At 45.5% G+C, this 23,791-nt stretch carries 22 protein-coding genes; 10 read left to right on the top strand and 12 right to left on the bottom strand.

Features of this window, described 5'->3' with window-relative positions; translation table 11 throughout:
• The first annotated feature begins 283 nt into the window (after positions 1 to 283).
• The 7 genes from aroQ (at position 284) to purH (ending at position 6,826) form a co-directional block, all read left to right on the top strand.
• Positions 284 to 742, top strand: coding sequence for a type II 3-dehydroquinate dehydratase (gene aroQ, locus ACO1PK_RS10130; RefSeq protein ID WP_423185516.1), 459 nt, complete (start codon positions 284 to 286; stop codon positions 740 to 742).
• 18 nt (positions 743 to 760) lie between these two features.
• Positions 761 to 1,216: an acetyl-CoA carboxylase biotin carboxyl carrier protein gene (gene accB / locus ACO1PK_RS10125; protein WP_423185515.1), complete on the top strand. Its 456-nt coding sequence runs from the start codon at positions 761 to 763 to the stop codon at positions 1,214 to 1,216.
• Between the two features lie 16 nt (positions 1,217 to 1,232).
• On the top strand, positions 1,233 to 2,576 hold the full coding sequence (accC, locus tag ACO1PK_RS10120; protein WP_423185514.1) for an acetyl-CoA carboxylase biotin carboxylase subunit: 1,344 nt from the start codon (positions 1,233 to 1,235) through the stop codon (positions 2,574 to 2,576).
• A 162-nt stretch (positions 2,577 to 2,738) separates the two neighbouring features.
• Positions 2,739 to 3,620: a 50S ribosomal protein L11 methyltransferase gene (gene prmA / locus ACO1PK_RS10115; RefSeq protein WP_423185513.1), complete on the top strand. Its 882-nt coding sequence runs from the start codon at positions 2,739 to 2,741 to the stop codon at positions 3,618 to 3,620.
• Between the two features lie 252 nt (positions 3,621 to 3,872).
• Positions 3,873 to 4,844, top strand: coding sequence for a tRNA dihydrouridine synthase DusB (dusB, locus tag ACO1PK_RS10110; RefSeq protein ID WP_423185512.1), 972 nt, complete (start codon positions 3,873 to 3,875; stop codon positions 4,842 to 4,844).
• Between the two features lie 17 nt (positions 4,845 to 4,861).
• Positions 4,862 to 5,152, top strand: a complete 291-nt coding sequence (fis, locus tag ACO1PK_RS10105) for a DNA-binding transcriptional regulator Fis (RefSeq protein ID WP_019676480.1) — start codon at positions 4,862 to 4,864, stop codon at positions 5,150 to 5,152.
• A gap of 87 nt (positions 5,153 to 5,239) precedes the next feature.
• Positions 5,240 to 6,826, top strand: coding sequence for a bifunctional phosphoribosylaminoimidazolecarboxamide formyltransferase/IMP cyclohydrolase (gene purH / locus ACO1PK_RS10100; protein WP_423185511.1), 1,587 nt, complete (start codon positions 5,240 to 5,242; stop codon positions 6,824 to 6,826).
• 49 nt (positions 6,827 to 6,875) lie between these two features.
• Here the strand turns inward: purH and ACO1PK_RS10095 are convergent, their stop codons facing one another.
• Positions 6,876 to 7,403, bottom strand: coding sequence for a SixA phosphatase family protein (locus ACO1PK_RS10095; RefSeq protein ID WP_423185510.1), 528 nt, complete (start codon positions 7,401 to 7,403; stop codon positions 6,876 to 6,878).
• An 18-nt stretch (positions 7,404 to 7,421) separates the two neighbouring features.
• The gene (locus ACO1PK_RS10090; protein ID WP_423185509.1) at positions 7,422 to 8,915 is read right to left on the bottom strand and encodes a methyl-accepting chemotaxis protein; all 1,494 of its coding nucleotides are present in this window, start codon (positions 8,913 to 8,915) and stop codon (positions 7,422 to 7,424) included.
• Between the two features lie 204 nt (positions 8,916 to 9,119).
• Between ACO1PK_RS10090 and suhB the strand changes: the two genes are divergently transcribed.
• Complete coding sequence (suhB, locus tag ACO1PK_RS10085; RefSeq protein ID WP_423185508.1) at positions 9,120 to 9,923, top strand: inositol-1-monophosphatase; 804 nt, start codon at positions 9,120 to 9,122, stop codon at positions 9,921 to 9,923.
• Between the two features lie 159 nt (positions 9,924 to 10,082).
• The gene (locus ACO1PK_RS10080; RefSeq protein WP_423185507.1) at positions 10,083 to 11,321 is read left to right on the top strand and encodes a mechanosensitive ion channel family protein; all 1,239 of its coding nucleotides are present in this window, start codon (positions 10,083 to 10,085) and stop codon (positions 11,319 to 11,321) included.
• 69 nt (positions 11,322 to 11,390) lie between these two features.
• Here the strand turns inward: ACO1PK_RS10080 and ACO1PK_RS10075 are convergent, their stop codons facing one another.
• The 7 genes from ACO1PK_RS10075 to ACO1PK_RS10045 form a co-directional block, all read right to left on the bottom strand.
• Positions 11,391 to 11,762, bottom strand: a complete 372-nt coding sequence (locus ACO1PK_RS10075) for a rhodanese-like domain-containing protein (protein ID WP_423185506.1) — start codon at positions 11,760 to 11,762, stop codon at positions 11,391 to 11,393.
• Positions 11,763 to 11,822: 60 nt separating this feature from the next.
• Positions 11,823 to 12,770 carry a protein translocase subunit SecF gene (secF, locus tag ACO1PK_RS10070; protein WP_423185505.1) on the bottom strand — a complete coding sequence of 316 codons (948 nt, stop codon included), beginning with the start codon at positions 12,768 to 12,770 and terminating at the stop codon, positions 11,823 to 11,825.
• A 10-nt stretch (positions 12,771 to 12,780) separates the two neighbouring features.
• Positions 12,781 to 14,637 carry a protein translocase subunit SecD gene (secD, locus tag ACO1PK_RS10065; protein ID WP_423185504.1) on the bottom strand — a complete coding sequence of 619 codons (1,857 nt, stop codon included), beginning with the start codon at positions 14,635 to 14,637 and terminating at the stop codon, positions 12,781 to 12,783.
• Positions 14,638 to 14,665: 28 nt separating this feature from the next.
• Positions 14,666 to 15,001 (bottom strand): preprotein translocase subunit YajC, encoded by a 336-nt coding sequence (gene yajC, locus ACO1PK_RS10060; RefSeq protein ID WP_423185503.1) that lies wholly within the window; start codon positions 14,999 to 15,001, stop codon positions 14,666 to 14,668.
• 27 nt (positions 15,002 to 15,028) lie between these two features.
• On the bottom strand, positions 15,029 to 16,162 hold the full coding sequence (gene tgt / locus ACO1PK_RS10055) for a tRNA guanosine(34) transglycosylase Tgt (RefSeq protein ID WP_423185502.1): 1,134 nt from the start codon (positions 16,160 to 16,162) through the stop codon (positions 15,029 to 15,031).
• 153 nt (positions 16,163 to 16,315) lie between these two features.
• Positions 16,316 to 17,341: a tRNA preQ1(34) S-adenosylmethionine ribosyltransferase-isomerase QueA gene (gene queA / locus ACO1PK_RS10050; protein WP_423185501.1), complete on the bottom strand. Its 1,026-nt coding sequence runs from the start codon at positions 17,339 to 17,341 to the stop codon at positions 16,316 to 16,318.
• A gap of 63 nt (positions 17,342 to 17,404) precedes the next feature.
• Positions 17,405 to 18,319 (bottom strand): LysR substrate-binding domain-containing protein, encoded by a 915-nt coding sequence (locus ACO1PK_RS10045; protein ID WP_423185500.1) that lies wholly within the window; start codon positions 18,317 to 18,319, stop codon positions 17,405 to 17,407.
• A 375-nt stretch (positions 18,320 to 18,694) separates the two neighbouring features.
• Here ACO1PK_RS10045 and ACO1PK_RS10040 point away from each other — a divergent pair, with 375 nt between their 5' ends.
• Entirely contained in the window at positions 18,695 to 20,179 is a 1,485-nt protein-coding gene (locus ACO1PK_RS10040) for a SulP family inorganic anion transporter (RefSeq protein ID WP_423185499.1), read from the top strand.
• Between the two features lie 103 nt (positions 20,180 to 20,282).
• Here the strand turns inward: ACO1PK_RS10040 and ACO1PK_RS10035 are convergent, their stop codons facing one another.
• The 3 genes from ACO1PK_RS10035 to pstB form a co-directional block, all read right to left on the bottom strand.
• Positions 20,283 to 22,031: a Na/Pi cotransporter family protein gene (locus ACO1PK_RS10035; RefSeq protein ID WP_423185498.1), complete on the bottom strand. Its 1,749-nt coding sequence runs from the start codon at positions 22,029 to 22,031 to the stop codon at positions 20,283 to 20,285.
• A 229-nt stretch (positions 22,032 to 22,260) separates the two neighbouring features.
• A complete protein-coding gene (gene phoU, locus ACO1PK_RS10030) occupies positions 22,261 to 22,971 on the bottom strand; it encodes a phosphate signaling complex protein PhoU (protein ID WP_423185497.1) in 711 nt (236 codons plus the stop codon).
• A 48-nt stretch (positions 22,972 to 23,019) separates the two neighbouring features.
• Positions 23,020 to 23,787, bottom strand: coding sequence for a phosphate ABC transporter ATP-binding protein PstB (gene pstB, locus ACO1PK_RS10025; RefSeq protein ID WP_423185496.1), 768 nt, complete (start codon positions 23,785 to 23,787; stop codon positions 23,020 to 23,022).
• Between the last annotated feature and the right edge of the window lie 4 nt (positions 23,788 to 23,791).

Genomic DNA, 23,791 nt, shown 5'->3' with positions numbered 1-23,791 from the left:
CAAACTTTTCCCGCTTTTTAACGAGTAATGGGCACTTTTATCTATAAATATCGTCATAGTCCAAAGTTTGCATAACAACAGCATGAAAAAGCAGCCATCTAGATAGCCATCTGCTGATAAGACCAGTATTTTGCTGCCATTTGCTGCGATTTCACTATAATAAGGCACGCTTTTGTCAGCTAGCTGAAAAAACAACACTAACTTTTGTATGAAATACCTGTTTTTTACTGCAAGCCCTTATATGATAAACGCAGATTAATTATTGCCACGGGATTAGATACAAATGGCTGCAACTTTACGGATCTTATTGCTCAATGGCCCCAATCTTAATATGTTGGGTATTCGCGAGCCTGCAACTTATGGTGGGGCAACCCTGCAGCATATTGTGGAAGCTTTAAAGCAGCAAGCTACAGCGTCTGGGGTAACCTTGCAGGCGCTACAATCCAATGCCGAACATGTATTGATTGATGCGATCCAACAAAGTTATCAACAACAAGATTTTATTATTATCAATCCTGGGGCTTTTACCCATACCAGCATTGCGTTGCGCGATGCTTTACTTTCTGTAGCTATCCCCTTTATCGAAGTACATTTATCTAATGTGCACGCGCGGGAAGCATTCAGACATCATTCTTATTTATCCGATATTGCAAAAGGGGTGATTTGCGGCCTTGGCGCTAAAGGCTATCACTACGCTTTGGATGCAGCAGTATCGTATTTGCAAACACACAACCAAAACTAACCAAATCAGGCGACAGACATGGATATTAGAAAAATTAAAAAATTAATCGAATTGCTGGAAGAATCGGGCATTTCTGAGCTGGAAATTACTGAAGGCGAAGAATCTGTTCGCATCAGCCGCCATGCTCCCGTACAACACTATGCACCACAACCTATGCAATATGCGGCAGCACCAGCACCTGTTGCTGCGCCAGCTGCAACCCCAGCCGCGGCACCTGCTGCCGCCGCCCCAGTAGTATCGGGTCATACCGTTAAATCACCGATGGTCGGTTCTTTCTATCGTGCAGCATCGCCAACCTCGAAGAATTTTGTGGAAGTAGGTCAAAGCGTCAAAGTCGGCGATACCCTGTGTATCGTTGAAGCGATGAAGATGATGAACCAAATCCAGTCTGATAAAGCCGGTGTAGTAAAAGAAATTCTGGTTGAAAACGGCGAGCCGGTTGAATTTGACCAACCCCTCTTTATTATTGAATAACGCAAAAGGCTGACTGATGCTAGAAAAAGTACTGATAGCCAACCGTGGCGAGATTGCCCTTCGTATTTTACGTGCGTGCAAAGAGCTCGGTATTAAAACGGTAGCGGTACACTCTACCGTTGACCGTAATTTAAAGCATGTGCTGCTGGCCGATGAAACCATTTGTATTGGTCCGGCACCCTCACCACAAAGCTACTTAAACATTCCCGCGCTGATTGCCGCGGCGGAAGTGACTAATGCCCAGGCTATTCACCCAGGCTATGGTTTCTTAGCTGAGCGCGCTGACTTTGCCCAGCAAGTAGAAGAAAGTGGCTTGGTGTTTATCGGTCCGCACCCAGATTCTATCCGTTTAATGGGTGACAAAGTCTCTGCCATTGAAGCCATGAAAAAAGCCGGTGTACCCTGTGTACCGGGTTCTGATGGCGCTGTGGGTGATGATCCTGCTACCAATATGGCGATTGCTAAGCGAATTGGCTACCCTATTATCGTCAAAGCCGCTGGCGGTGGTGGTGGTCGTGGTATGCGCGTAGTGCGCTCAGAAGAAGAGCTAGTAAGCTCTATCGAAATGACCAAAGCCGAAGCGAAAGCCGCTTTTGGTAATGATATGGTTTATATGGAGAAATTCCTAGAAAACCCACGTCATATCGAAATTCAAGTATTAGCTGATGGCCAAGGCAATGCCATTCACTTAGGCGAGCGTGATTGCTCGATGCAGCGTCGTCATCAAAAAGTAGTAGAAGAAGCGCCAGCACCGGGTATTACCCCTGAGCTACGCGCCTTTATCGGTGGCCGTTGTGTCGATGCCTGTAAAGTGATGAACTACCGTGGCGCCGGTACTTTTGAGTTCTTATTTGAAAATGGTGAGTTCTTCTTTATCGAAATGAACACCCGTATTCAGGTAGAACACCCAGTGACTGAAATGATTACTGGCGTTGACTTAATTAAAGAGCAATTGCGTATCGCCTCCGGCATGCCAATGACTATTAAGCAAGAAGATATTGTGATCCGCGGCCACGCTGTAGAATGCCGTATCAATGCCGAAGATCCGGTTAGCTTTATCCCTTCGCCAGGTAAAATCAATCGCTTCCATCCACCGGGCGGCAATGGTATTCGCTGGGATTCACATATTTATGCCGATTACACGGTACCGCCAAACTATGATTCGATGGTCGGGAAACTGATTACCTATGGTGAAACTCGTGATATCGCGATTGCCCGCATGCGCAATGCCTTAGATGAATTATTGGTAGATGGTATTAAAACCAATATCCCATTGCACAAAGACATTATGCGTGATGCTGGCTTCTGTAAGGGTGGTACCAATATCCATTATCTGGAAAAGAAACTGGGTATGAAATAAGCACACCTGCGCTTTCAACTAAACCAAAAGGGATCGCTGCGATCCCTTTTCTTTTTTAACCAGCTTGAACTGCCTAAGCTTAGGTTAACATCAGAAGGTCGTTCGCATCTGCTTGCAGTTCGGGTATAATATTGCCCCTTTATTGCTAAGCCGAGATTTGCCATGCCCTGGATCCAACTGCGTGTCACCACTACCGAGAAAAAAGCTGAACAGGTCAGTGATATGCTGATGAGCTGGGGCGCACAAGCGGTAACCTTTTTGGATGCCAAAGATACGCCTATTTATGAGCCGATGCCTGGCGAAATTCTGTATTGGGAAAATACCGTGGTAATGGGGCTGTTCGATGCAGAGCATCCAATGCAAAAAGTGATTAAACAGTTAGAAAGTGCAGCCCTGTTTAAAGACGGCCTAACCTATAAACTCGAGCAGTTGGAAGATAAGGACTGGGAACGCGAGTGGATGGATAATTTCCACCCGATTAAATTTGGCGAGCGGCTGTGGGTTTGCCCTAGCTGGCGCGATATCCCCGATCCGAGCGCCGTTAATGTGCTGTTAGATCCAGGATTAGCCTTTGGTACCGGTACCCACCCTACTACTGCGCTGTGTATGCAATGGTTAGATGCGCATATTAAGCCTGAGCAAACCGTAGTCGACTTTGGCTGTGGCTCGGGCATCTTGGGTATAGCAGCGCTGAAACTCGGCGCCAGCCGGGTGGTAGGTATCGATATCGACCCGCAAGCCATTATGGCCTCGAAAGCCAATGCCGAGCGCAATAGCGTTGCCGAGCAAATTGAGCTGTATTTACCGAAAGACCAACCTAGCCTGCAAGCCGATGTGGTGGTTGCAAATATCTTAGCTGGGCCCTTAGCAGAGCTTGCCAGTATTATTAGTGCCTACGTAAAACCGGGTGGCTTGTTAGCCCTGTCTGGCATTTTACACAGCCAAGCACAAAGTGTTATCGCTGCCTATGCTGCAGAATTCACTTTCGACCCTATTGCCGAGCAAGAGGAATGGGTTCGCTTAAGTGCCAGAAAAAATACCTGATTCAGGTATAATTCAGCCAGCTGCGCTAAGCTCGTGCTGGTGATAAAAACAACAGCCATACAATTATCTTTTTATGACAGCCAGTATTAACGTGGCTTTGACAGACAGAAAATGCGTCTTTTCAGCCTTTTAGCGAATGTCAATCCCTGAAAGGGCAAAAAAAAGCAAATTTTGTTTAAATAATAGCCTTTGCTTTAGTGGCAAAAATCCGTAAACTTAGCGCCCCTTAAGGGTAGACCCTCGGATTCAGTGGTGCGCATAGGTCCATATCAGTTAACGAACAAGGTAATTTGTGCTCCGATGGCTGGAGTAACCGATCACACTTTTCGGGAGCTTTGCCGGCGTTTTGGTGCAGCTTTAGCTGTGTCTGAAATGCTGTCGAGCAACCCGCTGGTTTGGCAGAGCGAAAAGTCACAAAATCGGATGGGGCATCGCCAAGAGTCTGGCATTCGCTCGGTGCAAATTGCCGGTAGCGATCCAGCACAAATGGCAGCAGCCGCCCAATATAATGTTGAAATTGGTGCCGATATTATTGACATCAATATGGGATGCCCGGCAAAGAAGGTGAATAAGAAATTAGCGGGTTCGGCGTTATTACAATATCCCGAACTGGTTGAGCAAATTATTCAGGCGGTGGTTAAGGCAGTGTCTGTGCCGGTAACCCTAAAAATCCGCACCGGCTGGGATCCGGAACATCGCAATGGCGTGCAGATTGCGCGCCTTGCCGAGGACAATGGCATTCAGGCTTTAGCCGTACATGGTCGTACCAAAGCTTGTATGTATAAAGGAGAAGCCGAGTACGACACCATCGCTGCTATTAAGCAGCAGGTTAGGATACCGGTTATTGCCAATGGTGATATTACTTCACCGGAAAAAGCGCAATTCGTGCTCGACTACACTGGTGCCGACGCCATTATGATTGGCAGAGCGGCACAAGGTCGGCCATGGATTTTCCGGGAGGTTGTACACTACCTGGCAACAGGGGAGAAACTGGCGGCACCTGCCATAGCAGAAGTGCAGCAAATTATGCTGGAGCATGTTCAAGGCCTGCATCAGTTATATGGAGATTATGCTGGTGCCCGTATCGCCCGGAAACATGTGGGTTGGTATCTGGCAGAACATGATGCAGCAGGACTATTTCGCAGTGAATTCAATGGTATCGAGCAAGCACAACAGCAGCTTGATGCATTAAATGACTATTTTCATAAACTAGCAGCAACCTAACGTAAAAGAGAAAAGCAATGTTTAATTCGAACGTTACTTCGCCATTTATTACTAACGCCCATGTTCAGACTCAAGAGAAGCCACAGGCTTTATCAAACGCCGTACAAAAAGCCGTTGCTAACTACCTGCAACAGTTAAATGGCCAGGATGTGAACGATCTGTACGAACTGGTCTTATCTGAATTAGAACGGCCGTTACTGGAAGAAGTTATGAAGTATACTCGCGGTAACCAGACTCGCGCTGCCAACCTGATGGGTATCAACCGCGGTACGCTGCGTAAGAAATTAAAGCAATACGGCATGTCGTAATGCCCCGCAGGGTTCGGCCCTGCTGCAAAGCACCTTCGGGTGCTTTTTTATTGGTCTTTTTCTTTTAGTGACAACGAGATAAACCTGATGAGCACACTTCGCCCCATTCGCCGCGCCCTGCTGAGCGTATCTGATAAAACCGGTATTGTGGAATTTGCCAAAGCCTTAAGCGCTATGCAGGTGGAAATATTATCCACTGGCGGCACCGCCAAGTTACTGGCCGAGCAAGGTATTAAGGTTATTGAAGTTTCGGACTACACCGGTCACCCGGAAATTATGGACGGCCGGGTAAAAACCCTGCATCCAAAAATTCATGGTGGCATTTTAGCCCGTCGTGGCACCGATGAAGCGGTAATGGCCGCCAATCATATTGGTCCTATCGATCTGGTCGTCGTTAACCTTTATCCTTTTGCCAATACGGTAGCTAAAGCCGGCTGCACACTGGAAGATGCGGTAGAAAATATCGATATCGGCGGCCCAACCATGGTGCGGGCGGCAGCGAAGAATCATCAGGATGTCACGATCATCGTTAATGCTAGCGACTACGCTAAAGTGCTGGCTGAATTACAGGCCAATAATGGCGCAACGACACATGCCACGCGTTTTAGCTTAGCGATCAGCGCTTTTGAGCACACCGCACAGTACGATGGCATGATTGCCAACTACTTTGGCACTATGCTGTCAGCGTTCGGCCAAGAAAGCGAGCCCGCCACTAAGTTTCCACGTACCTTTAATAGCCAGTTTGTCAAAAAACAAGACTTACGTTACGGCGAGAACAGCCATCAACAAGCGGCGTTTTATGTTGATGCTAACGCCAGCGAAGCCTCAGTGGCCACCGCAACCCAGTTGCAAGGTAAGGCACTGTCTTACAACAATATCGCCGATACCGACGCGGCGTTAGAGTGTGTAAAAGAATTTGCTGAACCAGCCTGTGTGATCGTGAAACATGCGAATCCGTGTGGCGTGGCCATTGGTGAGAACATTTTAGCGGCTTATAACCGCGCTTATAGCACCGATCCTACTTCAGCCTTTGGCGGTATTATTGCCTTTAACCGCGAGCTGGACGAAGCGACAGCGCAAGAAATCGTAAGTCGGCAGTTTGTCGAAGTGATTATTGCGCCTCGCGCCACAGCAGCCGCTGTTGCCATTGTTGGCACTAAACCAAATGTACGCTTATTGGTTTGCGGTGACTTTACTATTGCCGCCCCAGCTTTAGATATTAAGCAGGTTAATGGCGGTATCTTGTTGCAAGATCGCGATCAAGCGCAAATTAGCGCCGCTGATTTAAAAGTGGTCACCAAGCGCCAGCCAACTGAGCAAGAGCTAAAAGATTTACTGTTCTGCTGGAAAGTGGCGAAGTTTGTGAAATCCAATGCCATTGTGTATGTGAAAGATAGCATGACCATTGGTGTTGGCGCTGGCCAAATGAGCCGTGTGTATAGCGCGAAAATTGCCGGTATCAAAGCTGCAGACGAGAACTTGGAAGTGAAAGGCTCAGTGATGGCCTCCGATGCATTCTTCCCATTCCGGGATGGTATTGATGCGGCGGCCGCTGCAGGCATTACTGCCGTGATCCAGCCGGGCGGTTCTATGCGTGATGCTGAAGTGATTGCTGCTGCCGATGAGCATGGTATGGCGATGGTGTTTACCGGTGTTCGGCACTTCCGCCACTAATCCTATTGCCTTAGGGTAATAAGCAGGCCGCCTAAACAGCGGCCTTTTTTTATGGCATAAACTTAACTGGAACCGACCATTGTAAGCGCCAGCATGCCTGCGCTATGGGCGCTGCCGTCGCTAACTCAAGCTGCTGGTTTTGCTGTGGCTCAGCAAACTGCAAGCAGGTCAGTGAGGCTTTACGGACCTTGAGGATCGGCAAGTCAACCCCCAGCAAATGGCTAATCAGTCGCGACAGATCAGGTTCATGCCCAATTAACAGACTTTGCGCAGGCAGCTGTGTTAAAAGCCCTTTTAAAGCCGCTCCTGAATCCGTAACTGGCGTATCTAAGGCTAACCAATCCATTTCCTGTGCGGGTGCTAACAAAGCTTGTTCACAGACGATGGCGGCGGTTTGAATAGCCCGTGGATAAGGGCTACTGAATACCCGCTGCGGATTTACGCCCTGCTTTAACATAAAGGCCCCCACGCGCATAGCTTGTTGACGCCCTTTATCGACTAAGCAACGGTCAATGTCCAATTGGCCCGGCCTGATAACTTCTGCCGTAGCATGTCGTAAAAAATACAATGTTAGCACTTAGGCTCCTACAAGCGATTACACTTTAAATTTTCTTGTTTCACTATTCAGTGTTACCGCCAACTGTTCTAAAGAATGCGCACTGGTCACGACCACCGTGCCCTGACGATTTTGTTGCTCCGTCATATCCTTGAGCATTTGGGTGCTCTTAGCCACTTCTTGGCTGGCGGTATTCTGCTGCTCTATTGATGTGCGCATGCTATGCGCTGATTCGGAGACCAGCTTAGCCTGACTCAAAATAACAGTAAGCAGTTTTTCACTGTCCACCGCATTATCTTTAGTAGTACTTAATTGATTAACACTACTGCTTACCACTGAGACGGAGTCAGCGCTGTAGGTTAACAAACGATCGATGATCTGTTTAATTTCCCCTGTCGACTTTTGCGTCCGCGAGGCCAGTGTTCGCACCTCATCCGCCACCACAGCAAAGCCTCGACCTAACTCGCCAGCCCGAGCCGCTTCAATAGCTGCATTTAAGGCTAATAGATTGGTTTGTTCTGCAATAGCTTGAATCACATCCAACACCTGACGAATATCATTAGTCGCTTCCGCCATATTCTGCACTTTCTCAGAGGTCACGCTTAACTGCGTAGCTAATTGTTCCACTGAGCTTAACGTCGAGCCAACTGCCTGTTTGCCCGAAACAGCGGCATGTTCAGTTTCTTCGGCATAATGAGCAACTTGTTTTGCAATTTGATGAAGCGACGCTAAATTACTCGACATTTGCTCAGTGGCTGCAGCAATTAATTCTACCTCCTGCAACTTCTTCGACATGGCGGTTGATAAGCCTTGCCCTTGGCTCACCAAGGACTCCGATTGTGAGGTTAACTCCACTGCCGAACGATTCAGCGTTTTAATCGTTAATTGCAATGAGTCGAGTACTTGATTGAAATTATTAATGACTTTTGATTTTAAACAGGGGGCTCTTGCTGTTAACACAATTTCGCCTTTATCTGTTAATAATGAGTCAGTGGCATCAAATAACGCCTGCCCCACCATCGCCTCCCGCAATGAATTTTGGCACATCAACACTAGTACCACAGTTTCAACTACCACATAAATGGCATGTAACATCACAATAGAGAAGGTATTAGATTGATCAGGCAGTAAATACACCCCCACATCTTGTTGTTGTAACCACATAAACAGCAAATGATGTACAGCAATGACTGCAGCAGCAACAATAATCACCCAAGCATCGCGAAACGCAAACAAAATGGCCAATAATACAAAGATACCGAAATGAATCTCAGTTAGTCCTTGCGCTTGATGAATATGCAAAGCAGCAAAAAACATAAAGCTCACGCCATAGCTCGCGCGCGCCAAAAAATGATCGCCTAACAGTTTGTATAAGGCCACCGGCACCAACAGGCTGGGTAAACCAATCAAAAACGCGGCTAACCAACTATCGAATAAGATAGCCAGAATCAATGAAACCAAAAAAAGAAACACATTAACGCCAAAGGCGATAGAAAACGCTTGCTGGCGAAAACGCAACTGCATATTTGACATAGATACTCCGGTTTACGATTCTTGAAAATAACCTAAAAGGCGCTTCTTCCGTAAATATAGCCCAGCATTAAATATTTTTCAGATACGATACCGCATTTATGAAAATGAATGAACAACACTTTACTTTTTCAGTGCAGCCGCTACAATACGCGCCGCTCTTTTGATTGTTCTTTATACAGCTCTTTACAAAATAAGGTAATCGCTATGCATCCGATGTTAAACATCGCCATTCGTGCTGCCCGTAGTGCAGGTAACGTTATTGCGCGAGCTTGTGGCCAGTTAGACATGGTTCAAAAAATGCCAAAAGGCACCAACGACTTTGTAACCAATGTTGACCGTGAAGCTGAACAAGCTATTGTTGCGGTGTTAAAAAAATCTTTCCCCACCCATGGTATTGTCGGTGAAGAACATGGCGATTACGGTAACAACGACAGTGAGTTCCAATGGATTATCGATCCTTTAGACGGTACTGCAAACTTTATCAAAGGCATCCCGCACTTTGCGGTGTCTATCGCATTAAAACACCAAGGTAAACTAGACCAAGCGGTGATCTTTGATCCACTGCGCGGTGAGCTGTTTACGGCTTCGCGTGGCCGTGGCGCTCAGTTAAATGGCACCCGTATCCGCGTTAATAACCTACCCGATATGCAAGGCACTATTCTGGCCACCGGCTTTCCATTTAAGGCTAAACACCATTTAGATAGCTACAGTAAGATGTTTAATGCGCTGTTTGCTGATTGTGCGGATATGCGCCGCACCGGCTCGGCTGCACTGGATTTAGCTTATGTTGCCGCAGGCCGTTTTGATGGTTTTTGGGAAATTGGTTTAAAGCCATGGGATATTGCCGCTGGAGAATTAATCGTTCGCGAAGCTGGCGGCATGATTTGTGATTTTGCCGGTGGTAATAATCATATGAAAAGCGGCAACGTGGTAGCAGCTAGCCCTAAAGTGTTACAAGGTATGGTAAAAACGATTCGCCCGCACCTCTCTGAGACTCTTGCAAAATAATTTATGGCGCTTGCTTAGTAAAAGCAGCGCTAACCTTGATGATTAAATCCGGCGCCAGCCGGATTTTTTTATTGTCATCATCCAGCTCAGGCATGCTAGCATAGCTTATAACTCATCAGCATTCGGAGCTAAAAACAGGTTATGCAGGAGCAATTTCAGATGATCGATAGCTGGTCTGCCGAAAACGGCTTACTGGCTATGTGGTTAGGTTTAGTACTGTTATTCATCTTGGCCTGGTGCGCTAATTTTCTGGTCAAACATATTTTGCTGCGCGGGGTTTTTCACTTATTAAACCTTGAAAAGCAACAATGTGAGCAGCGCGGCTTAGATTTTCGTTTTGTAGCACGACTCGCTAATGTTGTGCCCGCGTTGGTGATCTCTACCTTAATTCATAAGGTGCCTAAACTTCCGGATCTACTCATTCAAATCACCGTTAATGTTACTAATGCTTTTGTGGTCCTAACTATTGCGATAGGATTAACTAACCTGTTAACCCTGGTGAATAGTTTGTATTCCCGTCGGCCAGATGCCCGTCATAAACCGATTAAAGGTTACATACAGTTACTGAATATTGTGATTTATGCGATTGCCGTTATCTTAATGATAGCCGCCTTATTTGATCGCTCACCGCTTATTTTGTTATCTGGGCTGGGCGCCATGGCAGCCGTGCTAATGCTGATTTTCCAAGATACGCTCTTATCGCTGGTTGCCAGCGTGCAGATCTCTTCCAATGACGTAATTCGGGTGGGTGACTGGGTAGAGATGCCGCAGCTAAATGCTGATGGTGATGTGATTGATATCGCTCTGCATACCGTAAAAGTACAAAACTGGGATAAAACCATTACCACGATTCCGACTCGGCGCTTTATGACCGATCCCTTTAAAAACTGGCGCGGTATGCAAGAATCCGGCGGCCGCCGCATTAAACGAAGTTTAATGTTAGATCAGCAAAGTATTAGCTTCTTAAGCAAGGAGCAAATTAACGCACTGAGCCGCTTTAAGCTATTACAGCAATACTTAGTCGAGAAACAAGCCGAAATTGATAACTGGAATGCCCAGCTGGCAGAACAAGGCAAAGAGCCGGTCAATACTCGGCGTATTACTAATATTGGCACCTTTCGCGCTTATGTCTTGCACTATCTAAAAAACCATGCGGGTATTCATCAGCAAATGACCATTCTGGTGCGACAACTGTCGCCTGCGGCAGATGGACTGCCACTAGAAATCTATTGCTTTACCAATACCACGGTGTGGGTAGCTTATGAAGGGATCCAATCGGACATTTTTGACCATCTGTATGCCATTTTACCTGAATTTGGCCTGCGGGTTTATCAGCACCCTAGTGGCTTGGATTTACGCGAACTAAAATTAATCGCTAGCCCGCAACAACCTGACTAAATCAAGCATAACAAGATGAATTCTAGGTGGCTTGCCTGCCACCTAGGAGAGTAAATCGTTGCCCTATTATTATTCAGGCTTTACCACGGGGAGTTGCCGCTCACACCATTCACGGTAGCCACCAGCTAAACTTAACACCTGCTGATAACCCATTTGTTGTAAGGTTTGCGCCGATAAGGCTGAACGAAAGCCGCCGCCACAATACAACACAATTTTCTGCTTTTTATCAGCGACAGTTTGTTCAATATCGCGCTCAATAATGCCTTTACCTAAATGCATGGCTTCGGGTAAATGCCCCTTTTGCCACTCATGATCCTCACGAATATCCAATAGCACATAGGGCTCATTATGTTGCAGCATTTCGTCAATAGTGATTTCCTTAATCTGTTTTTTTGCCGCATTAACCAGGGTAATAAACCCCGCTGCATGGTGTTTGCTCATTGTTATGCCCATAAAAAATGCCAGTCACTGACTGGCATTTTTAGCACATTTTTTCGCAAATTACAGTAGTGGCTCAGTACCTTCGCCTTCTTTCTCTGGCGGAGGCGGTGGCAACATATCTTCGCGATTAAGGCCAAGCTGAACAGCAATACCACTAGCAACAAACACGGAAGAGTAAGTACCAATGGCAATACCAAACAGCAGCGCCGTAGCAAAGTTATGGATTAAGGCGCCGCCCATATAAAACAACACGATTAATACAATAATGGTGGTTAATGAGGTGACCACTGTACGATTTAACGTTGCTGTTACTGCATCATTTACCGTTTCTTCTGGCGTAGCATCACGCAATTTACGGAAGCTCTCCCGAATACGGTCGAAAACAACTATGGTATCGTTAATTGAGTAACCGATTAACGCCAGAATCGCTGCCAAAACGGTTAAATCAAACTCAAGTTGCAGTAATGAAAACAAGCCTAAAGTGATGATCACATCATGCCCTAACGCTAACACAGCGCCAAGCGATAAACGCCACTCAAAGCGCATGCCAACGTAAAGTAGGATACCAATCAGTGCCGCAAGCATGGCTAAACCGCCTTGCTCTTTCAGCTCGTCTCCCACCGAAGGGCCAACAAACTCAATACGGCGCATTTCGACCGGTGTCTCTGACGTTTCTGCTAAAGCCGACAAAATCTCATTAGAAATACGGCTTTGTTCAACCCCTTCTCGTGGTGCGATACGAATAGCCACATCTTGGCTTGAACCAAAATATTGCACAACCGCATCTGGGTAACCACGTTCAGCCAAGGTCGCTCGAATTTGCGTTAAATCGGCATTCTCTTGAAAGCCGACTTCGATAACCGTACCACCGGTAAAATCGAGCCCCCAGTTAATGCCTTTGGTAAATAACAAACCAAATGAACCTAGCACTAATACAGCCGATAACATTAATGCTGGCCATTTAAAGCGCATAAAGTTAATCGCATCAGTAAAACGGAATATTCTCACTTGCGGCTCCTTACATAGGCAGCGACTGTACGCGACGGCCGCCCCAGAACAAGTTAACCAGTAAGCGGGTACCCACTACTGACGTGAAGATCGAGGTTAAAATACCGATTGCAAGAGTAATCGCAAACCCTTTAACAGGGCCGGTACCAATACCAAACAGAATCAGTGCCACTAATAAAGTGGTAATGTTTGAGTCAGCAATGGTGGCAAAAGCCCGATCATAACCTTGATGGATAGCTTGCTGTACCGAACGCCCTTCCGCCAACTCTTCACGGATCCGTTCAAATATCAGTACGTTGGCATCAACTGCCATACCTACGGTTAAAACAATACCTGCCATACCAGGGAGCGTCAGAGTCGCACCTGGGATCATCGACATGATACCCACAATCAGGATCAGGTTAGCTATCAAAGCAACGTTGGCAATTAAGCCAAATACCTTGTAGTAGAACACCATAAAGATCAGAACAACGATCATACCCCACATAATCGCAGTCATACCTAAATCGATATTTTCTTGGCCTAGGCTTGGACCTATGGTGCGTTCTTCAATAATTTGGGTAGGTGCAATTAAGGCACCAGCGCGCAGTAACAAAGCTAAGTTTTGTGCTTCAGCTGGGTTACCAATACCGGTGATGCGGAAACTACGCCCTAAACGCGCTTGAATAGTGGCAGCATTAATAACTTCTTCATGCTTAATCAGTACCGGTGTACCATCAGCTTGCAGCTCTTCACCTGGTTTATATTCAATAAAGACCGTAGCCATACGGCGGCCAATTGAATCACGCGTCGCTACCGATAATAAATTACCGCCCTGAGCATCTAAAGAGATATTCACTTGCGGTTGGCTGTATTCATCATAACTAGAACTGGCATTGGTAATATGTTCACCCGTTAACATTACCCGATTTTCCAGTAAGTAAGGCTGGCCATTACGATCGGTATACAGTGAAGAACCTGGCGGTAAACGACCGTTTAATGCAGCCGCTAAGTCACCCTGCTCATCCACTAAACGAAATTCCAAGGTGGCAGTTGCCCCTAAAATCTCTTTTGCTTGGGCGGGATCTTGTACACCAGGTAATTGTACAATAATGCGATCTGCACCTTGGCGCTGAACTAAAGGCTCAGCGACACCAATTTCATTCACGCGATTACGAATAATAGTGATGTTTTGCTCTAACGCATATTCGCGAATTTCACGAACACGGATTTCGCTTAAACTCACATTTAAACTAAACTCCGTGGCGCCCTCAGTAAACACATACTCACGATCTAATTGACTTAACGCAGCTTGCGCGGCAACAACATCTTCAGCTGAACGCAGTAAAATTTGCACATGGCCACGTTCTAAATCTGCCGATACTGAGCGATAACGTACCCGAGCTTCACGCAAATCGGCACGAAAAGCTTGAGCCAAATCATTGATATTCTTATCAATAGCAGCCTTCATATCAACTGCCATTAAAAAGTGTACGCCACCACGCAAGTCTAAACCCAATTTCATTGGGCTAGCACCAATAGCAGCTAACCATGCGGGAGTCGTAGGCACTAAGTTAAGCGCGGTCACATAGTTCACATTACCCAGCAACTCGGTAGCAATTTGTCTGCCTCGTAATTGATCTTCAGCAGACCGAAAACGCACTAACACTTGACCATTTTCTAATACAACAGCTTTTGGTGAAATGCCAGCCGCAATAAAGCCCTCTTCTAATTGCTGCCGCGTGACTTCAGAGACCGCGCCACCGCGAGTCGCATTGATATTTAACGCCGGATCTTCCGGATACAAATTTGGCAAAGCATAAACTAATGCCAACAGCAGTACCCCAACGACCAGCAGGTACCGCCAAAGCGGATTTTGGTTTAACACAACAACATCCTTTCTCTAAAAGCGCCGCTTATAACGACTTTAAGGTACCCTTAGGCAGTACCGCACTTACTGCAGATTTTTGTACTGTTACTTCAGTACTATCATTTAACGCGATAACGATAAAATCTTTATCTTCAGCAATTTTGCTGATCCGACCTACGATACCGCCTTGAGTCAGCACTTCATCACCTTTACCTAATGCAGACATCAGATTACGGTGCTCTTTTACGCGTTTTGCTTGTGGACGGTAGATTAAAAAATAAAAAATCAAACCAAACGCCAGCAACATAATGATTAAATCCCAGCCACCACCTTGTGGAGCAGCTGCAGTATCGGCGTAAGCTTGGTTAATAAATAAACTCATGAACATCCCCTTAATTGTCTTAGTAAGTTATTCTGTTGTTATTGCAGCGTCCAGTGCAGGCACTGGCAAACCACGTTTTGCATAAAAGTCTGCTACAAAGGCGTCCAAGTTACCAGCGCCGATAGCATCACGCAATCCCTGCATCAGTTTCTGATAATGGTGCAGATTATGAATGGTATTCAGACGCGCGCCAAGAATTTCATTACAGCGGTCTAAATGATGTAAATAAGCCCGAGAATAATTTTTACAAGTGTAGCAATCACATTCTTTATCCAAAGGCGAGATATCGTCCTTGTGCTTCGCATTACGAATTTTCACTACACCGTCTGACACAAATAAATGACCATTACGGGCGTTACGGGTTGGCATCACGCAATCGAACATATCGACACCACGGCGCACCGCTTCCACTAAATCTTCTGGCTTACCCACCCCCATCAAATAGCGTGGTTTATGGGCCGGCATTTTACCGGTAGTATGGTTTAAAATATTGATCATATCGGCTTTGGGTTCACCTACCGATAAACCACCAATGGCGTAACCATCAAACCCAATGTCTTCTAAGCCTTGCAATGAGATATCGCGTAAATGCGGGTACATACCGCCTTGAATGATACCAAACAAGGCTGACGGATTATCGCCATGCGCCTCTTTTGAACGTTTAGCCCAGCGCAGTGATAACTCCATCGATTTACGCGCTTGTGGCTCAGTAGCTGGGTACGGCGTGCATTCATCAAAAATCATCACAATGTCTGAGCCTAGATCACGCTGTACTTCCATTGAGCGCTCAGGCGTTAGCATAATTTTCTCACCATTGAGCGGCGAGCGAAACTTGACGCCCTCTTCAGTAATTTTGCGCAGCTCACCCAAGCTAAACACCTGAAAGCCACCAGAATCGGTTAAGATAGGTTTATGCCAATGCATAAAATCGTGCAGATCGCCGTGTTTACGAATAATCTCGGTGCCTGGGCGCAACATCAAATGAAAGGTATTCCCTAAACAAATCTGGGCACCGGTCGCCTCTAACTCTTCCGGCGTCATACCTTTTACCGTGCCGTAAGTGCCGACAGGCATAAAGGCAGGCGTATCAACCACACCACGCTCAAAGATTAAACGACCACGGCGGGCTTTGCCGTCAGTGGCAAGTAATTCAAATTTCACACTAAACCTCGTCTGGCCAGAGAAACAGTCTGGCACTTCAATATTAAAATTGCCTGCGCGTTTAAGTTGCAGGCACAAGAATCGTGATTATATCAGGAATAGCAAATTGGCTTCACTATTAACATAACCGTGATCGTACTGGGCTGAGCCTATTTAGCTAATAAACATGGCATCGCCATAAGAATAAAAGCGGTAACGTTCGGCAATAGCGGTATGATAAGCCTGCATTACATGCTCTTTATTACTAAAGGCCGACACTAACATGATTAGTGTGGATTCCGGCAAATGGAAATTGGTAATTAAGGCATCGATAACCTGAAATTGGTAACCCGGATAGATAAAAATCTGGGTATCGCCATGATAGGGTTTAAGCTCACCACCATGTTGCTGCGCGGCTGACTCGAGCGAGCGGACTGATGTAGTGCCGACAGCTACCACTTTATTTCCACGCGCTTTACAAGCAGCAATGGCATCGACTACCGGCTGATCCACTTCAATATATTCCGCATGCATTTTGTGCTCTAACACAGAATCCACTCGCACCGGTTGGAAGGTGCCTGCGCCAACATGCAGCGTAACAAAACCGAACTCGATACCTTTTGCTTGTAGTTGATCCAGCAAAGGTTGGTCGAAGTGTAAGCCTGCGGTCGGGGCGGCTACGGCACCCGGTTTTGCATTATAAACCGTTTGATAACGCGCTTTATCTTCCTCAGTATCAGGACGAGCGATGTAAGGTGGCAATGGCATATGCCCTAGCCGCTCTAACATGGCAAGAACGGGCTCGTCGCCTAATAGCTCTAATTCAAATAAGGTATCGTGCCGTTGCTGCATAATCACTCGTGCGGAGTTCTCCAGCAGTAATTCAGTACCAGGCTTAGGCGCTTTGCTGGCACGGATATGCGCTAAAAAGCGCTGGCCTTCTAACAAGCGTTCAACTAACACCTCAACTTTGCCCCCAGAGCTCTTCTCACCAAATAAGCGGGCAGGAATCACGCGGGTATTATTGAATATTAATAAGTCCCCTGGATTAAGCAGCGTCACAATATCTTTAAATATATGGTGGCCAAGCTCGCCTGTTTGGCGATTCATGGTCAAGAGGCGACTGGCAGAGCGTTCTGCCTGAGGCTCACTGGCAATCAGTTGCTCAGGCAATTCAAAACTAAAATCTTTGACTAACATGATTATCTCACTCGTGTTTCTGGCTTTACCGGCCAAATCCGGCGAGGCTATTTTAGCAAACTGTTAGTTACTGCGACATTTTTTTGCGAGAACTTCCCGAATTAACTCGGCCATTTGCTGATAACTGCGCGCCTTACTAGAGGTTGGGCGCCAGACTACGCCAATATCCCGATAGGCATTACCTGCAACAGCGGGCTGACTGATCAACTCAGTCCCCTCTAGCACACCGCTATTAATGGCCATTTGCGGCATAAAGGTCACCCCTAATTTGTTATTTACCATCTGCGTTAAGGTATGCAAACTGGTAGCAAAAAACGGATTTACTTTACGGCTATCTTCCAATTCACAGGCTTTTACCGCGTGACCACTTAAACAATGCTCACGCTCTAACAAGAAAATACTTTCATCCGGCCATTGGTTAATATCCTGATTAAATCCGCGATCTTGCCAGTCTTTATGTAACACTAGGTTAAACATATCCTGCCCCAATACTTCGGTATGTAAGGCTCCGGTTTCATAGGGCAAAGCCAGTAATACCATATCCAGTCGCCCTTCGTTTAACCCTTGTAAGGAGTTTTCTGAAGTATCTTCGCGCAATAACAGTTGTAAATCAGGAAAGCGTTCGCGACATAGGCTCATAACTTCCCCCAGTACAAAGGGGGCAATGGTAGGAATACAGCCCAAACGGAAAGGCCCCGTCATCGGCTTGCCCTGCGATTTGGCATAATCGGTTAGTTCTTCGCATTGCTCAATTATTTGTCGCGATAAACGCACCACATCCTCACCCAAAGGGGTAAAAATAAAGGTTTTATGATCCCGCTCCAATAATTGGGTATCCATGGTTTCTTCTAAATTAGCAATAGCAGCACTTAACGTTGATTGCCCAACGTAGCAGGCGTCAGCCGCTCGGCCAAAATGTTGATGCTCATGTAACGCCAACAAATACTGTAACTGTTTAATACTTGGCAGTCTTTTCATATGCTTTTCCGATGAGCTTTTTGACTATTAGTTATAAAATATGATTAAACTACGACGAATATACGTCACAAGCAAGTCGATACACGACTTTTAAAAGACTTTCTCATGGCTTTCTTTGCTGTATAGCACCTCCCACCGATGACACTCAGTAAAGTGGCGGCACAGTAAACGAAGACTGGAGCGCAAATTTCGGCTATAATCTCAGCGTATTTTTGTGAAACGATTAGCGCGTTAACGATGCCGTTACATCTAGCTAAGAAAATCCCTCTCAAATTGCCTTATACCTTTTGGCACTTGAAATACGCAGTACACTATTCAAAGTCGTCATAGTGATCTTGTTGACCGCTACGGCCTCATTCTATGCTTGGAAGAATTATGTTTAATACAATAAAACAACATTGGTTTTCAAACACCAAAGGCGATCTATTATCTGCGTTGGTGGTTGCTCTGGCCCTGATCCCCGAAGCCATTGCTTTTTCGATTATCGCTGGCGTAGATCCTAAAGTCGGTTTGTACGCCTCCTTTGCTATCTGCGTTATTATTGCGTTCACGGGTGCCCGCCCCGGTATGATTTCTGCTGCAACAGGTGCTATGGCACTGTTGATGATTACCTTAGTAAAAGAACATGGCTTGGAATATTTACTGGCTGCCACCTTACTTACGGGCATCATTCAAATCATCTTTGGTTTGTTAAAACTCGGTGATTTGATGCGTTTTGTTTCACGCTCCGTTGTGACCGGTTTTGTAAATGCTTTAGCGATTCTTATTTTTATGGCGCAACTACCTGAGCTTAGCGGCACTTACGGTTCGATGACCGTTTATGGTATGACCGCCTTAGGCTTAGCCATTATTTACCTGTTTCCCTATCTGACGAAAGCGATCCCTTCTCCTTTGGTATGCATTGTTGTGCTCACTGCGTTGACACTCTATTTTGATATGGATATACGTACCGTTGCCGATATGGGTGAACTCCCTGACAGCCTGCCGGTTTTTCTCTGGCCAGAGGTCCCGCTGACTATTGAAACCTTACAAATTATCTTTCCTTATGCCTTAGCCTTAGCCGTGGTGGGGATTTTAGAGTCTTTAATGACCGCCACTATTGTGGACGATTTAACTGATACCAGCAGTGACAAAAACCGCGAATGTGTTGGGCAAGGCGTGGCCAATATCGGCTCGGGTTTAATCGGCGGTATGGCAGGTTGCGCTATGATTGGTCAATCCGTGATTAATGTTAAATCGGGTGGTCGCACCCGTTTATCGGCATTAGTTGCTGGGGTGTTATTACTGATTTTTGTGGTGTTTCTGGATAACTGGGTAGGCATGATTCCCATGGCTGCACTGGTTGCCGTGATGATTATGGTATCGATTGGCACCTTTAGTTGGAGCTCAGTACGCGATTTACGGACCAACCCTAAAAGCTCCAGTATCGTTATGATCGCGACGGTTGCCGTGGTGGTTGCGACGCATAATTTGGCGTATGGGGTATTGGTTGGCGTGCTACTGAGTGCCCTATTTTTTGCGAATAAGGTTGGTCAGCTGCTCTACATCAGTTCATCTTTATCAGCAAATGGACAGAAGCGGGATTATCAAGTAGTCGGTCAGGTGTTCTTTAGCTCAGCAGAGCAATTTATTGCAGGCTTTGATTTTAAAGAAGCCATCGAAAACGTGACGATTGATCTCAGTCGAGCACATTTTTGGGATATTACCGCCATTAGCTCATTAGACAAGGTGGTATTGAAGTTCCGCCGTGAAGGTACTGAGGTAACACTGCTAGGTTTAAATGAAGCCAGTGCCACTTTGGTCGATAAATTTGCGGTACATCAGCGTCCTGACGCCGTTGATAAGCTAATGGGACACTAACAGCCAGAGCAGCACGAGCGCTAATGCGCGGTGCTAGGAGCATGCTACCGGAAAATAAAAAAGGCTCATTAATGAGCCTTTTTTATATAGGTCACATTGGGATTTACTGCTTAGCTAAATGCACACCATCAACCCGCAGGGCTTTTAAACGACGGCCTGAAGCAGACTCGTTCACATTTAACACATGATCGCCAATACGCTCTAAACGATTCAACATATCAATGAAGATTACGCCAGCACGTGGCGCATAATCACCGCTCTCTAAGCGCGTGTAGTGATTATCGCGATACTCGTCTCGGAGTTTATCAATATGATCTTCTCGTACTAAAGCTTCTTTCATATTGACAGCATCAGGCTCTTGCGCAGTATTATTTTTCATTGTAGTGATAGCGGCTTTCAGCGCTAACATCATCTGCTGCATTTCAGCTTGAGCCGGTTCTGGCCAAACTGACTGCGTCTCTGCCATCCGTTCGACTAATTTCGCTACTTGATAATAGATATCTGCAATACGTTCCATATCATTAATTGACGTTTGCATAAAGCGCATACGCTCAGTCATCCAATGTTCCATATTGGTATGTTCACTCACACTGACCAAGTAATCAGAAATTTCAATTTCTAATAAATCCGTAGCATCTTCCAATTTGCGTACCTTATCGACTAAGGCCGGTTTGTTAGCCGCAGGATCGAACAAAAGCTCAGTGACACTGTCATGCATTTTGTCGATGATCTCAGCAAAGTGTTGGATCTCTTTTTGTGCCTGAGTAATTGATAAGCCAGGCGAGGTCATTACACCCGCACTGATATGACGCAAATGGAATTCTTCATCCTTGCCGCCACGATCTGGCTGAATATATTCAACAAACCGAACTAAATAAGGAATAAAGGCAAACAGTAAAATCACATTGAGTACATTAAACGAGGTGTGGAATAAGGATAATCCTAATGCTGCAGTATCTCGTGTATCTATGCCCCCCGTCATAACAGAGGCTGGATTACCCGTAAAATATTGCATGGTAAAATCAATTAGGTGCAATACAGGATAAATTAGCGCCATCATCCAAAGCACACCGATCACATTAAAGAAAAAATGGAATCGCGCTGCGCGCTTGGCATGTACATTACCCACTAAAGCAGCAATGTTGGCCGTAACGGTTGTACCTATATTTTCCCCTAAGATCATAGCCGCAGCGATGGGAAAGGAGATCCAGCCTTCAACCACCATCACTAAAGTGATCGCCGTCGCCGCTGACGAAGATTGGGTCAGTAAGGTTAGAATAGTACCAATAAACACAAACAAAATGAGTGAAAAATAACCATACTGGGTGAAACTATCTAACACCGCAAAAATAGCTGGATTACTGTTAATATCCGGCACTGCGCCTTTAATAAAATCAAGGCCGATAAACAGAATACCAAAACCTACCATGGCTTCCGCAATGTTACGTAAACGGGTATTTTTAGAAAACAAAAACACAAAAAATACACCAATTACCGCAACTGCAATCGAGGTGATTTTAAATTTAAACCCAAATAGCGCCACCATCCAAGCTGTAATAGTAGTGCCGATATTGGCTCCCATTATCACGCCAGTTGATTGCACAAAAGTTAGTAAACCCGCGTTGACAAAGGTAACTGCCATTACAGTAGTCGTGGTAGAAGATTGGGTAATAGCGGTGGTCGCAAAGCCAGTTAAAACACCCGTAAGGCGATTGCGAGTCATACCGCTAAGAATACCTTTTAAGCGATTACCCGCTATTTTCTGCAAGCCTTCACTAAAGATTTTCATACCAAAAATGAAAATACCCAGCGAACCAATTAATTGCAGGAAGTCAAAAAATGTATATGTCATGAGTTGTGCCCTAAGCAGCCCCTACAAGCTAACCAAGCGAATCGACTATTCGGTAGGTTTTATGCAGATGCTGTGTTTGCCATGTTATGCTTCGGCGCGCATTATACTCAAAGCTACCTGTAATAAGAATGAAATATAATTGAAATATTAGAGACAACAAAAAAAAACCTTAAACTTGATAAGCTTAAGGTTTAATTTTTTAAGGTGAACGAGAGGGTAATTGGCTATTTTAACTACGAACTTCTTGCTCTAAACGCTCATGAGTACTGTGGCGCACAACTTTGCCTTTCACAAAGAAAATAATGTATTCCGATAAATTTTTACAACGATCGCCGATACGCTCCAACGAACGCGCAGACCAAAGTACATTCATAATTTTCGGGATAGAACGTGGATCTTCAATCATATAAGTCATTAACTGGCGAGTAATCGCTTCGTACTCGCGATCTACTTTTTTGTCTTCTTTGTGCACCGTCAGCGCGGCTTCTACATCCATGCGAGCGAAGGCATCTAAAACATCGTGCAGCATTTGTGCAACATGACGCCCTAAATTATCCAAATTAACTAAAAGATCTTGTTGATCACTATTAAAAGATTCCAGCGCAACTTTGGCAATACGTCTTGTTTCATCACCAATCCGCTCTAAATCAGCGATACTTTTCAGAATGGCCATGATTAATCGTAAGTCACTGGCAGCAGGCTGACGCTTAGCAATCATTCGGGTACATTCTTTATCAATCTGTAGTTCCCAGTCGTTCACTTTCAGATCATTTTCGATAACACGTTGCGCTAGATCACTGTCATTGTTAGCAATGGCGGCTAGTGCATCATACAATTGACGCTCAATTAAACCGCCCATTGACATCACATGGTTGCGGATTTGTTCCAGTTCTTCATTAAACTGGCTTGAAATGTGTTTTGATAAATTTAATTTATCCATAAAATCGCTCCCCCTGGTATCATGATGGCAACGCCTAGACAGTTGGTCCTAGCCAAAGCGCCCGGTAATATAATCTTCAGTTTGCGACTCGTTCGGATCCGTAAAAATCTTGTTGGTCGCATCAAACTCAACTAACTGGCCAAGATTTATAAAAGCAGTATAGTCCGAAACTCTAGCCGCTTGCTGCATATTGTGTGTAACTATAACAATAGTATAGTGTTGCTTTAACTCATAAATCAGTTCTTCAATCTTTAAGGTTGAAATCGGATCTAAAGCTGAAGCAGGTTCATCTAAAAGTAATACTTCTGGTTCAATGGCAATAGCTCTAGCAATTACTAGCCGCTGCTGTTGGCCACCAGACAACAATAAAGCATTGTCATGTAATCGGTTTTTAACCTCAGGCCAAAGGGCTGCTTTTTCCAGCGCATCGGCAACCATCTCGTCTAGCTGCCTTGGCTTATTTACCCCTTGCAACCTTAGACCAAAGGCAACATTTTCATATATAGATAATGGGAAAGGATTCGGTTTTTGAAACACGATCCCTACCTTACGCCGTAACTCCGCAACATCCAAGCCAACAGCATAAATATTGTGGCCATCCAGTAACACTTGCCCGGTAGTGGTGGCATCATCTAACAGTTCATTCATGCGGTTAAAACTACGTAACAACGTAGATTTTCCGCAACCAGAAGGTCCAATTAACGACGTTACTTTATTTGATGGAATATCCAGACTGATATCATTCAAGACAAGTTTACCCGCCAAGCTAACTGACAGATTTTGCACCGATATCTTAACGACACTATTCCACATCATTCTA

The sequence above is a fragment of the Alishewanella sp. d11 genome (assembly GCF_049390205.1).
Lineage (GTDB): Bacteria > Pseudomonadota > Gammaproteobacteria > Enterobacterales > Alteromonadaceae > Alishewanella.
The sequence above is the reverse complement of the archived record's forward strand: the minus strand, read 5'-3'. Positions and strand labels throughout refer to the sequence as shown.